Below are 12,413 nucleotides of genomic sequence, written 5' to 3'. Positions count from 1 at the left end.
TTGTTGAGATCTCAAATAGGATTGCTAGAGAATTCACATCGCCAATGGAAATTTTTCTTTAATGAAACGTTTGGTCAGCTGTTCCACAGCATCTTCGCGATCGACATTAGCAGCCAAAACTTGCAAGAGTTCTGCTAATTGAGTTTTCATCAACTCCATTGCTTCGCTCCGATGAAGGAAGCCGACTGGTAGTGCTTTACGAAAGCGGACATTTTGCTCCGTGGCAGATGCAAGCATTTCAGTTATGAGGTGACTCCATTTAAAGACATCTATAGCAATTGTAAGGTGCAACGAGGAACTTTCTAAAGCAAGCACTTCATGAACAAAACCACGAGGGAGATACAATAAATCACCAGCTTGGAGATAAACTTCCCGTGGCGATGCGTCTAGTATTTTTTTTGGTATTGCTTGGATGTGAGCAGCAGTGGGTAAATCTAAAAAGGAATCGTAAATGCGCCAGAGTTTAGCACCTTCTAATTGAAGAATGAAAACGTCGTTTAAATCAAAGTGCGCTGGATAGGCTTGTGAATTCTTAGGTGTTAAATACAGGTTTGCATTTACAGGATGATTGAGAAATTGTTCCAGACGACAGCAGAAAGCAGCAATTGCTTTCCAGTGGTACTGAAGCTCGTGTATAAGTAAAGTATGACCTTGAGAATAAGCTTGGTAAAGGTGATTAATACTAGGAACTGTATGGGAATCAGAATATTTAAAATCACTAGAGCGATTTAAAGAATCAGTCTCAATATCGCCCGATCTCAAATTAGCGAAACATATGATATTGTCAATCTCTTTCATTGAGAGAAGGCTAACATAGTAATTTGCATCTTCTCTCATCAAAACAAGTGGTTTTTGCTCCCAATAATTGGTTAAAAAGGTTTGTGAATCGATAGGTTGAATTAATTTCTCAAAATCAAAATCTGGGTTAGACATTGTTTGTTACATTCAGACTTTTGGTGCTTGGGATTAGCGTTGAATCATTAACAGTCCTTCTTTAACCAAACGTCGCACCAGAACTACTTTGCTATGACTGCTGAGGATACCTGGAAGGTCTTTGACGAGAAATTGTTCTGAGTTGGTGATAAAGCGAAGCGCTGGCTCAATGGACTGCGGCCCCTCAACGGTTCCTCCTGGGAATTGAATGGTTACTGAATCCGTTTTTCTGGTGATATGACAAATCATTCCCTTTCGCTTAGCAACAGTAGTATTGGGATCGATTTCATTAACTGCATCCAAACTGATAAAATGTCCATCAGGGAGTGGAGACATCCCTCCAATGAAACGTTTGGTTAACCGTTCTATAGCGTCTTCGTGGTTGACCTTATCAGCAAGGACTTGCAAAAGTTCTGCTAATTGATTTTTCATCGATGCCATAGCTTCGCTCCGATGGATAAAGCCTACTGGTAGTGCTTTGCGGAAATGAACGTTCTGTTCGGCGATAGATAAAATCGCTTCCTGAATGAGAGTTGCCCACTCAAAGACACAAATTCCCACTGTCAGATGTAATGAGGAGCTGTCTGAGGTCATTGCCTCATGAACACAACCACGGGGAATATACAATAAGTCACCCGCCTGCAAACAAACATTATGGGTTGGCGTGTCTAAGTTTTTCGGATCGACTGCATAACCTCTGGTAACGAGGGGCAAATCCGATAAATATTCATAAATTTGCCAGTGTTTCGATCCCGCAATCTGAAGTACAAAAACGTCGTGTGTATCATAGTGCGGTGGAAATCCTTGAGCACCTTTAGGTGTTAAGTATAGGTTAATATTTACAGGATGATTGAGAAATTGTTCTAAATTCCGACAAAAAGTAGCAACTGGCTTACAGCGATCTTGAATTTTCTGAATACAGAATGTGTTCCCTTGGTGATAAGCATCGTAAAGTTGATTTGCTGAATAGGAATTTGCATAATCTGGTCCTATCTTTGTATAGGGTTCAACGGATACTCCTTCTTTAGTCTTAAACACTCTACAGTCAGAAAATTTGAGGTCGGTAAAGCGAATGAGATCGTCTATGTACTCTGTTGAAAAAAGATTGGCATAATAATCTGCTTTTCCTCGAACAAGAAAGAGCGATCGCTGCTCCCAATAGTTTTTCAAAAAGATATCCGTGTCGAGGGGGTGAATCAGTTTTTGAAAATCGAATTCTATTTCAGACATTGCTTGCAATTCTCTACAGGAAAGCTGTGTTGTTTTGTAAATTAATGCTCTTGATTTTGACCAAATGGAATGCCAAAATACCCAATAAAAGACAACGTAATGTCAGGATATTGCTTACCTACAGAAGAAGCATCATGGATTAAGTTATCTGTCGGAGCAATATACGCTTCTCTCGGTGCTACTTTCAATTTAACGACCGGATAATCGGGGTATTTTTTCATAAACTCATCGCCTACGGTTGTCCCTCGATAATGCTTATAAACTTCGTCGTCAGAAAAGCCTAGAGCCTCGAACATCTGCATAAGTGGGAGGTTAATAAATAAAAAGAAGCGCTCTTCTCGTCCCAAGTTAATACAGATCCGATTTCTGGATTTATGCCTGCGTCTGAGTGGTGCTCGATCCCAACTATCAAGGTGCATTCCTACAAAATAATCGGCGTTCTCCATTGTGAGTGTTCGCAATCCGGGTAATGTCACTTGCAGACCCAGTAGTTTTGGTGGCTCATGCGACAGACAATAATAGGATAAATAATTGATGATTTTGGTCATTGCACTCTGATATTCTGGGTGCGTATTAGCAGGTGGATAGTATTGAAGTGTTTTAGTTCTCGTGTTTAACTCTTCAAGTATGACTTCCAATGGTGCTAAAATCTCATCTGGAAAGCGACAAACACCAATATACGATCCCAGATCCCAAGAACTAAGGTGGGAGAGCGGTTCATTAATACCAAGACGGTGATATTCTGTTGGGTTCGGTTCTTTCCATGGTTCTTTGGGTACGAACGAATCAGGGCGATATTTGATATGTTCTGGTAAGGGTTGAATTTCCCGTGTCGTCCCCGAACTCAGCCAGATTCTGGGGCTTTGGCTAACTACATTAGTATCCAAAACAACCTTGGTTCCTTCTTGTACGCATATCAATTTACTTTGGGCTAACATAGTCTCCTCTCAAATCAATTAATAAGCTAGTCGATTTCCATTGCCACAAAATCATACGGAAATATCCAAACCCAAGATATGTTTAGAAATATAATCTTGATTGATATTGACTTGGCGTGTTATTGGATTAATGATTCCAGTTTCTTTTAAACGTTTCTCGATATACTGCAAAATTCCTTTTTCTTTCGTGCAGTGGGCGTGACCTACTTCATCCATTTGATTGTGAATTACACTTTCTTCTGCAACGGGATAACCACTACAACTGCCAAAATATTTACATGAATGACATGCAGACGCCATGCGTTTTTCTGCTGCTGCTATAGCTTTTTGATGTCCTGAGCTAAGAATGATATTTTCCATAGGCGTTGCAAACACATTGCCATGACAAAAGTCAATGTTATAAGCATCTGCATAACTATAGATGTCACCATTGATATTGACCAAATAAATAGATTCCCATTCTCTTTTATTATAGAAATTTGGTTTTGTATTAGGAGTATAGTATTGAATTACCTGTTTAATATAATCAATAATTGGTCTAACAATGACTGGTTTTTTACTTTCCAACCACAGATCGAACAAGGTACAATAAGCGATTAAAACCTCATTAGGGCTGATTTCATATCCTTGATGTTGTCCATCAAATGCTCCATTAAAGAGTGGTAAAACTCGAAATGGTATTTTTATTTTGTTATAAAATTTATAAATTTCTTCCAAATAAGGTAAATTCAACTGAGTTAAAACCGTGATACATCCAAAACGCACTTTTTCAGAGCGCAAACAATCCATATTTGCTAAAACTCTGTCTAAAGAATCTACGTTTGTTTGATTAACCCGCAGACCCCCAAATAAATCTATAGAAACTCCTACACCATCAAATCCTTCCCGCAACAAATGAATCTGGTGTTTGTTCAGTACAGTCAAATTAGTCTGAACAGTATTTGTAACGGAATCAGCCAGTTCTCCAAAAATTTGTTGCTGACGGTCAAAAGTTCGCCAGTAATAGTCTGGATGTTGTAAAAGAGGTTCACCACCATGCCAAATAAACTGGATCTCTACCGGGCGATCGAGGCGACTGTAATAACTGGCAATATGAGCATACATCCGATCTAACTGCTCTGGTGCGATCGCTTCACGATTGCCTAACTCCGCGTATTCATAGCAGTAACGACAGCGAAGATTGCAAAACTTAGAACTTTTAATGACAAATTGAACTTTTCTTTTCTCGCCAGATGTCATAAATTCTTCCAAGAAAAACTTAATAAATAGTACTGATTGTTATGAGTTAAACGCTGATACCATTTTGGATTTGAGATTTTAAATTGAGAAAGCCTTTTCTGGGCTTGCTTTAGTCCAACTATCTATCGCATTCTTTGTTCAAATTGGTATGATTTTATGTCTTTCAGAAAAATCTTATAGGCTTCACTCAGCTTGATGGATTGGGAAGATCTCAGCATTTATCAAATCTCCCCATCAACCAAGCTCAAGAGTATGGTTACCGATCAATCTGTAAGTGAGCGAAAGGCTTCCACAGCAGAGGTATTGGAATTCGTGGCAAAATCAACCTCTTCGTCACCTAATTCATCGCGCATCGGAGAATCGTAGGACTGCTTTTGTGCAAAGATAGGACCGCCTTCACGGACAAAATATGCCGCTCTACCTCCAGCCACGGAATTTAACTGTTCATCAGACAATTCCGCCTGTTGTTCTAAAACCGCTTGTAATTCTCCAGCTGTAAAACTATAACCATTCTCGCCAGCAATTTGGATCAGGGCTTCTGGTGCGATCGCAGCAAAAGCATAATTCAATTGTCCCTGTATGATTTGATCCTGAAATGCAGCATCAAAAAATTGAACGACTGTTTCTTGTGACATTGTTACTTCTTGATTTGAATAATTGTGTACTTGTAACGCTTCAGTAAGTATTGTGATAACAATGCTCATTCAAAGCCCGTAATGTCTAATACGCTAGGAAAATTGGCTGAATTTACTAACCATATTTGACTTTTATATAGCAATCCTAAATCATTCGTAAAAATTCTAAGTACTTTAGGCAAGGTAACGTGCTCTATGCCACACCACCGTGCGCGAGTAACCCGCATACGAGGATGGCTCCCCTATGTGTATTTCATAAATCAAATAGGATTGCTATAAAACCTTGAGCATTTTATACCCGATCTAAAAGTTAACTGAGTTGTTTAACTTTTAGTTGGGTATAATTACTGAATAAGGGTACTTGGGTGCCACAAGTATACTCGATAATTTTTGGCTTTGGTGGTTGTACAAATCTTAAGAAAGTATAAAGAAAAAAATGAAAATTTATACGAGAAATTATTTAGTATCTAGAAAAATATAGAACATCCAACCCAAGCCTACGCCACCAGCAATACTTTGACTAAAAATCAATACCTTTGCCAAAACGCCCTCACATTAGAAATGTGGACGGCAGGCGCTACAACGGGGGGAACCCCCCGCAGTCGCCTCAACGGGGGGAACCCTCCGAAGTTTGCTATTGGGGGAAACCCCCAAGCCGCAACTTCTCTCCGCACGGCGCTGCTCTGGGCAACGCGCTGCCTCGGCACAAACAAAGCCCACCTGCGTGGGCTTTAGGTTTTAGCCCACGCAGGTGGGCTTGTTTTATGTAGCCACAGACTTCCAGTCTGTAGGGCTGGCAAAGGGATTGCTTATGAGAATTTATATGACGAACCATCAGAAACGAGAGAGCGGTCAGCCAAATCTTCTCCTACTATCCCCCTTCAGCCAACATGAGAAAATTAAATACCTCACAACTTATCCACTAGTGCTTGCAAGAGCCAGAACCGTGTTCGTGTTTGTGCTCGCTGTGTCCGTGTCCGTGTCCGTGAGCACAATTTTGCAAGTCTTGTTGCATGAGAGTCTCACTCACTTCTTTCAAAGACTCATCTACAGGCTTTAAACCAATCCATCCATCTAGGAGTTCCACATCAAAACCGACCTCACGACGATCGCCAACTTCAATCAAAGGACGACGAATGAGTATAGGGTCTTTAAGCATGAGTAGCAAAGCGCTTTCAGCATCGAGCTTGTCAGGAACTATCTCTCCGGATTGTACTCGTGGAGCAGTGCGATTAAACCATTCAGACACGGGGCGATCGCCAAAAAATGAGCGCAAACGTTCCGCCGTCCAAGGTTCGGTCAATAAATTGTAAGCTACAACTTGATGACCTGCAGCAGTTAGTAAAGTTTTTTGCTTAACACTACCTCTACAGCCTGGTTTTTCATAAAAAATGATTCTTGCCATAAAGTTATCTCCATCAATGGTTAGTGGTTAGTAGTTAGTTCTTAGTGGTCATAAACAACAACTAACAACCTGCTAATTCAGTTAAAAATTTTTAGCAGTAAAGTTAACTGGATCGAACTCAAATCTTTCTCGCATACGAGTTTCTCCATAAATATTAAAAGTTACAGTTGGTTGCTCGCCAACTGCTTCTACGCTGTGAATAGCATCAGGAGTAAAGCTAATAATATCTCCAGGGAAGAGAGTCAGTTCTCCAGTTCGGTCAATTTTGTCTTGAGAATCTGAATGAGGGATTCGCTGCCAAAAAGTATTTCTCTCTTCGCCTTTTAAGACTGCGACTACACCCCAAGTTCCATGATTGTGAATTGTTGACACAGTACCTGGTGCAAATGTCACAGTTTGCACGGTAAATGGAAAACCTAATTCATCATACAGGAGTAAAATAGAGGTTCCTGTTTTGGTACAAGGTTCTAAATATCGACTTTGTACCCAGTAAGAGTTCACAATTAAACGCCTTACCAACATCCGAATTTCTGGAAGTTGGCTAGTCTCATCTTCAATACTACTAAGAACATCTTCTACTTCAGTTAGAAACCGATAGAGACGATAATTCTCTCTTAATAAATCCCAGGGTCTAACTGATTGACAGGCTTGATACTGTCCGTCATCAGTGACAAACCAATCCCTACCTTTCATAACTTTTATGAATAAATTAAGTCATTTTCGATTTCGATTTTGGATTTTGGATTAATTACCTAAGACCCAAAAATCACTTTTTTATTCGTCTTCTTCTTTGGGACGTGTCAAGATATCATATAAAATGCCAGCCCCAAACTCATTTTTATCATCTATTTCTTTTACTCTAGCACTAATCTCTTTAGCTTGCTCTATTTCTCCTAGCTTTGCTAACACTAAACCTGAAGCAGCATATGCATTGAGGTATAATCTGATTCTACAATCATCTTTCCGAGTAGCTAATATTGGTTTAAGTTGCTCCCATTGTTCGGGAAATTGTTCTGCTTCTTTAATTCTATCTATAACTTTAGTTGCTGTTTGCAGTGCCATTATGTAATTATTTTTGTAAAAAAAATATCTGTAGGCAGCTACTAAAATCTCTGTATATTCTCCTGTTTTAGCTAAGGCTTGATTCATATACTTATCGGATTCCAAAGTATTTTCCCAGTTTTCTGCTGCAAGTATCAATAACTTTTTGATGTCTTCTGGAATTTGGAACCACGAAAATTTATCTGCTTCACTTTGCATAAAATTTTTACTGGGTAATAGCTAATAGCTAATGGCTAATGGCTATTAGCTATTAGCTAATTGTTCATGACTATACGCTCTATACCTTTGTTACGCTATACGCAAAACACATGCTACAAGATCTGCAAAGGCTATACGTTAGTTAGAAACCTATTTACAGGTTAGGACTATTAGCCATTAGCCATTAGCCATTAGCCCTCCGGGTTCGCCAGTCCCCTACGGCGGGAAACCCGCCTGCAGGGCTGGTCTCACCATTAGCCATTAGCCATTTCAAAACTGTGTCAGAATATAGAGTAGGGTGAAAAGAACAATCCAAATGATGTCCACAAAGTGCCAGTAAATTTCTGCCATTTCAATCCCAACGTGTTTGGTAGCAGAATAGTGACCGGGACGCCGGGAACGCCATAACACGCCTAAAATCAATAACAGTCCCACAAAAACGTGTAACCCGTGGAAACCAGTCATTAAGTAAAAACAGTTAGAAAAGATATTGGTAGTTAGACCGTATCCTAAGGTTAAGTACTCAACGATTTGACCGAGTAAGAAAATTGCGCCCATGATAGCAGTGATTTTGTACCACTTTTGCATTCCTTGGACATCATTTTTCTTAATGGCAGCATCACCTAGGTGAATGACAAAGCTACTTGATACCAGAATGATGGTATTGATTGTAGGTAACAACAATTCTACTTCTGTTCCCTGTGGAGGCCAAACATCAGCACCACCTCGAAACAAGAGATACGTGGCAAAAAAGCCGGCAAACATTAAGGATTCAGAAACAAGGAATGCTGAGAGTCCTAAGACTCGTAAATCTGGATGTTCTTCGTGACGATCGCTCGTTGTTTCTAGAGCAACGGGGTTGTTAATATTTTTTGCTGCGTCCATCATAAATCTTTAGTTCAATATTGGAGGCGGAGCCTCAAGGTTGGTATTCCCAGGCTTAGCCTGGGAACGAGGTATTTCCAGACTGAGCCTGGGACCGAAGAACTACTGTGCAGGAACAGCCTTTTCACTAGTTTGTGGAGCAGCATTATGGCTATCCAAACCGTAGTCGTAGGGACCGTGTGTAAGAACGGGTAGAACTTCCCAGTTTTCAACTATGGGTGGTGAACTTGTTGTCCATTCTAAGGTGAGTGCATTCCAAGGATTGTCTTCGGCTTTTCTTCCGGCAATCCAACTCCAAATGATATTGATAGTAAATGGAATTACTGATAGCCCTAAGATGTAGGCACCGTAAGTACAAATCTGATTGAGCGAGATAAATTGCGGATCGTACATCGCAACTCTTCGGGGCATTCCTTGCAAACCCAATTCGTGCATGGGTAGGAAGGTCAAGTTAGTGCCAATCAAAGTGAGGATGAAGTGAATGCGACCTAAAGGTTCATTGAGCATCCGTCCCGTCATTTTGGGGAACCAGTGATAGATGCCGGCATAAATACCAAATACAGAACCACCAAATAAGACGTAGTGGAAGTGCGCTACGACGTAGTATGTATCGTGAACGTGAACGTCAAAGGGAGCAGTTCCCATGGTCACACCGCTCAATCCACCCATGACAAACATGGATAGTAAGCCAAGGGCGAAAAGCATGGCTGATGTGAAGCGAATTTTACCTCCCCAAAGGGTAGCAACCCAGCCAAAAATCTTGACACCAGTAGGAACGGCAACAATTAGGGTCGAAATCGTGAAGAACATCCGCATCCAACCGGGCGTACCACTGGTGAACATATGATGTACCCAGACAAACAATCCCACAACGCAAATTGCCAAACTTGAATAAGCGATCGCTTTATATCCAAAAATAGATTTGCGGGCGTGAACCGGGATGACTTCAGACATAATACCAAAGATTGGCAGAATCATCAGATAAACTGCCGGGTGGGAGTAGAACCAAAACAAGTGTTGGTAAATAATTACATTACCACCTGCATCTGGTTTAAAAAAGGATGTCCCAAAATTGAGATCGAACAACAGCAATATTAACCCTGCTGCTAAGACTGGAGTAGATACAAGTGCCAGTACTGAAGTTGCCATAATTGCCCAACAGAATAGAGGGAGTTGATCCCATTTCATGCTGGGAATTTTCATCTTCCAAATAGTGATGACAAAGTTCAGCGATCCCAAAATCGAAGAAGTTCCTACCAACACAATGGCAAGTATCCACAAAGTTTGGGCGGCGTTAGCAGTCACCAAGCTTAGAGGAGGGTAAGCTGTCCAACCAGATTGCGAACCGCCAAAAAAGAAACTAGCAAGTATTAACAATCCTGCGGGTGGGTTTAACCAAAAGGCGATCGCGTTCAGTTTCGGGAAAGCCATATCTCTAGCACCAACCATCAATGGTACTAAATAGTTCCCAAATCCACCAATTGCACTAGGTACGATCCATAAGAAGATCATGATCGTCCCGTGATTGGTCATGAAAGCATTATATAGGTTGGGGTCTAGCAAATCTGCATCTGGGGTTGCCAGTTCGGCACGCATGGCAACAGCCATCAGTCCGCCAATGAGATAAAACAAAAATGCTGTAACCAAATACTGGATACCAATCACCTTATGATCGGTATTAAACGTGAAGTAGTCATACCATTTCCACGCTTGAGGATGTGAGGGGTGGAGATGTGTCGCGACTTGAATTTCGCCTTGACTTTTTTCTGGTGGAGTGTTTGGTGGAAGTCCTACTTGGGTCATATTTTTTCCTCTGTTAAGTGTTAATTGTTAGTTGTTAGTTATTAGTTAAATTAGTTACTAACTATTAACCACTAACTACTAACGACTAACTACCAACCAATGACTTGAGAGTTTCGCCTTGGATTCCCATGTCTCGAACATAGGGAGCGAGAAACTCGGATGTTGATAAATTTGCAGGCTTCACTGCAACAGCTTCTTGCAATTCTTGCTTTTGAGCAACGAGGTTTTCTTCCAACCAGTTGTCAAACTCTTTCTGAGAGTTGTGAACGACAACTTGCGCCCTCATTGAACCGTGGTAGCCGCCGCACAATTCCGTACAAACGATCGGATATGTACCTGGTTTGGTAGCTACAAATCTTAATTCAGTAGGTATACCGGGAATTGCATCTTGCTTCAAACGAAATTGGGGAACCCAAAAAGAGTGAATTACATCGGTTGCAGAAATCTTCAGTTGTACATCTGTACCCACAGGAACGTGTAATTCTCCTGTACTGACACCACTCTCAGGGTAGTTAAATACCCAAGCAAATTGCATTCCCGTAACATTGACAACCAACTCAGCTGGGTTATCTTGTGTTTGTGGAGTTCCGCCAAAGCCATATTTTGGAGTTGCTGAAGACGTCGTTGCTGTTTCTGACTGACTTGATGAGGTATCATTCAGGGTAGCAGCAATTGCACTTCCTGGCATTTGGGCTACATGAGATGGGGAATGGTGTCCTGCTGAAAACCCTCCCATCTGTTGATAAACATCAACGCTGTAGATTCCGAGACAGATAACAATAATCGATGGAATCGCAGTCCAAAAAACTTCTAACGGAAGATTTCCTTCTACATGTACGCCATCTGTATCGTCTCCGCGACGGCGACGAAATTTAACTAGAAAAAGTAAAATGGTTCCTTCTACCACAATAAACAAAGCAGTGGCAATGGAGACCATGATGTTAAAAAAACCATCTACCAGAGGCGCTTGTTGCGATGCTTGTACTGGTAATAAACTGTGGTTTTGTCCAACCCATATGCTGAAAAGCGTGACGACCATTCCAGCAACTAGGGTCAATAGTGAAACAGGAATTTGTTGCATAAATGCCTGCTCTTTACAAAGAACGGGTTAGGGTTTAGTGGTTAGTGGCTAGTCGTTGGTGGTTGGAAAACTGCTTGGCTCTCAACCACTAACAACTATCTACTCTCATTAAGACTATCTCTCTATATCGGGGTGGAGAAGTCTTCTTCTTCAAGATTAACTAGTAGTAGAGAAGATTGCTTTAGTCTTAACAATTGATTAGGGTATTGGTAGCAAGGTTTAATATGTTCACCGCAGACAACTTGCAATTTACATTTTTGTTTACTACAAACTTTTAATTCAGTCACTCTTAAGGATGAAGGATAAAGTATAAAGTTTGAAATTGAAGTGAAAATGACAAAACTTACCCTTTATCCTTTATCCTTCATTCTTAGTTATTTAAAGCAGTATGGGTGTAGCAATTTTTGGAGCAAATTTTGGCACATGCTTCACAACCAATACAGTTGTCTCTGTTAGCGATCGTCATCACCTTCTTTTCAATTTCATCATCATCTTCATCTTCTACAAATTCACCTTCTTCATTCATTGCTTTTAGCAGCAGTACATTGTGGCCGCAAATTTTAAAACATCTGCCACAACCAATGCATTTTTCTTGATCGATCGCTTCCACAAATTTAGGTGTCCAAGTTTTACCACCAAATGTCAATCCTGTTACGGTTGCCATGATTTTTCCTTCTGTCAGTACATCTACAAATGTTACTCTTTCGTTCATACTAACATAAGGTTATTTTTACATTCTTAACTTCTTCCAACAATCTAGGATTTCATTAAAGTTTTCTGACTTACAAAAGTCTTTTTAAATTTTTTTGGTATTTAAATGCGATTTATTTAAAATAAAGTTAGAGAAAAGAGAGCATATTTTAGAAGAGAGCTAGATGAGTTGGACAGTAGAAGTTTCATCCTGTCGCCAAACAGCCACTAATTCTACCTCCACATTCAAAGGATTGAGAGTTGTGTATACTACTCCATTCCTGTGAATGTTACGAATGGAAGCAGGTGCAAGG

General features: G+C 40.5%; 12 protein-coding genes. All 12 read right to left on the bottom strand.

Going from position 1 to position 12,413, the window contains the following annotated elements:
• Window positions 1-33: 33 nt before the first annotated feature.
• A complete protein-coding gene (locus HC643_RS03355) occupies window positions 34-933 on the bottom strand; it encodes a cupin domain-containing protein (RefSeq protein WP_050046124.1) in 900 nt (299 codons plus the stop codon).
• A 33-nt stretch (window positions 934-966) separates the two neighbouring features.
• Window positions 967-2,163, bottom strand: a complete 1,197-nt coding sequence (locus HC643_RS03350; protein ID WP_038078547.1) for a cupin domain-containing protein — start codon at window positions 2,161-2,163, stop codon at window positions 967-969.
• A 41-nt stretch (window positions 2,164-2,204) separates the two neighbouring features.
• Window positions 2,205-3,101: a hypothetical protein gene (locus tag HC643_RS03345; RefSeq protein ID WP_167844613.1), complete on the bottom strand. Its 897-nt coding sequence runs from the start codon at window positions 3,099-3,101 to the stop codon at window positions 2,205-2,207.
• A 51-nt stretch (window positions 3,102-3,152) separates the two neighbouring features.
• On the bottom strand, window positions 3,153-4,340 hold the full coding sequence (locus HC643_RS03340; protein WP_038078549.1) for a radical SAM protein: 1,188 nt from the start codon (window positions 4,338-4,340) through the stop codon (window positions 3,153-3,155).
• A 263-nt stretch (window positions 4,341-4,603) separates the two neighbouring features.
• Window positions 4,604-4,975 (bottom strand): Nif11-like leader peptide family natural product precursor, encoded by a 372-nt coding sequence (locus tag HC643_RS03335; protein ID WP_162002338.1) that lies wholly within the window; start codon window positions 4,973-4,975, stop codon window positions 4,604-4,606.
• Between the two features lie 922 nt (window positions 4,976-5,897).
• Window positions 5,898-6,380 carry an ArsC/Spx/MgsR family protein gene (locus HC643_RS03330; RefSeq protein ID WP_038078550.1) on the bottom strand — a complete coding sequence of 161 codons (483 nt, stop codon included), beginning with the start codon at window positions 6,378-6,380 and terminating at the stop codon, window positions 5,898-5,900.
• A gap of 81 nt (window positions 6,381-6,461) precedes the next feature.
• Window positions 6,462-7,073 (bottom strand): cysteine dioxygenase family protein, encoded by a 612-nt coding sequence (locus HC643_RS03325; protein WP_038078552.1) that lies wholly within the window; start codon window positions 7,071-7,073, stop codon window positions 6,462-6,464.
• 81 nt (window positions 7,074-7,154) lie between these two features.
• Window positions 7,155-7,640, bottom strand: coding sequence for a hypothetical protein (locus HC643_RS03320; RefSeq protein WP_038078555.1), 486 nt, complete (start codon window positions 7,638-7,640; stop codon window positions 7,155-7,157).
• Between the two features lie 270 nt (window positions 7,641-7,910).
• Window positions 7,911-8,525 (bottom strand): cytochrome c oxidase subunit 3, encoded by a 615-nt coding sequence (locus HC643_RS03315; protein WP_137986424.1) that lies wholly within the window; start codon window positions 8,523-8,525, stop codon window positions 7,911-7,913.
• Between the two features lie 102 nt (window positions 8,526-8,627).
• Window positions 8,628-10,328, bottom strand: a complete 1,701-nt coding sequence (gene ctaD / locus HC643_RS03310) for a cytochrome c oxidase subunit I (protein WP_038081179.1) — start codon at window positions 10,326-10,328, stop codon at window positions 8,628-8,630.
• Between the two features lie 85 nt (window positions 10,329-10,413).
• Window positions 10,414-11,409: a cytochrome c oxidase subunit II gene (locus HC643_RS03305; protein WP_038081177.1), complete on the bottom strand. Its 996-nt coding sequence runs from the start codon at window positions 11,407-11,409 to the stop codon at window positions 10,414-10,416.
• 370 nt (window positions 11,410-11,779) lie between these two features.
• Window positions 11,780-12,073: a ferredoxin III, nif-specific gene (gene fdxB, locus HC643_RS03300; RefSeq protein WP_038081203.1), complete on the bottom strand. Its 294-nt coding sequence runs from the start codon at window positions 12,071-12,073 to the stop codon at window positions 11,780-11,782.
• Between the last annotated feature and the right edge of the window lie 340 nt (window positions 12,074-12,413).

The organism is Tolypothrix bouteillei VB521301 (assembly GCF_000760695.4).
GTDB lineage: Bacteria > Cyanobacteriota > Cyanobacteriia > Cyanobacteriales > Nostocaceae > Scytonema > Scytonema bouteillei_A.
This window is presented reverse-complemented; position numbering and strand designations above follow the sequence as displayed.

Bases quoted from the DNA above. Each gene is read 5' to 3' on its own strand.
- HC643_RS03355 (WP_050046124.1), bottom strand. From the start codon at position 933: ATGTCTAACCCAGATTTTGATTTTGAGAAATTAATTCAACCTATCGAT.
- HC643_RS03350 (WP_038078547.1), bottom strand. From the start codon at position 2,163: ATGTCTGAAATAGAATTCGATTTTCAAAAACTGATTCACCCCCTCGAC.
- HC643_RS03345 (WP_167844613.1), bottom strand. From the start codon at position 3,101: ATGTTAGCCCAAAGTAAATTGATATGCGTACAAGAAGGAACCAAGGTT.
- HC643_RS03340 (WP_038078549.1), bottom strand. From the start codon at position 4,340: ATGACATCTGGCGAGAAAAGAAAAGTTCAATTTGTCATTAAAAGTTCT.
- HC643_RS03335 (WP_162002338.1), bottom strand. From the start codon at position 4,975: ATGTCACAAGAAACAGTCGTTCAATTTTTTGATGCTGCATTTCAGGAT.
- HC643_RS03330 (WP_038078550.1), bottom strand. From the start codon at position 6,380: ATGGCAAGAATCATTTTTTATGAAAAACCAGGCTGTAGAGGTAGTGTT.
- HC643_RS03325 (WP_038078552.1), bottom strand. From the start codon at position 7,073: ATGAAAGGTAGGGATTGGTTTGTCACTGATGACGGACAGTATCAAGCC.
- HC643_RS03320 (WP_038078555.1), bottom strand. From the start codon at position 7,640: ATGCAAAGTGAAGCAGATAAATTTTCGTGGTTCCAAATTCCAGAAGAC.
- HC643_RS03315 (WP_137986424.1), bottom strand. From the start codon at position 8,525: ATGGACGCAGCAAAAAATATTAACAACCCCGTTGCTCTAGAAACAACG.
- ctaD (WP_038081179.1), bottom strand. From the start codon at position 10,328: ATGACCCAAGTAGGACTTCCACCAAACACTCCACCAGAAAAAAGTCAA.
- HC643_RS03305 (WP_038081177.1), bottom strand. From the start codon at position 11,409: ATGCAACAAATTCCTGTTTCACTATTGACCCTAGTTGCTGGAATGGTC.
- fdxB (WP_038081203.1), bottom strand. From the start codon at position 12,073: ATGGCAACCGTAACAGGATTGACATTTGGTGGTAAAACTTGGACACCT.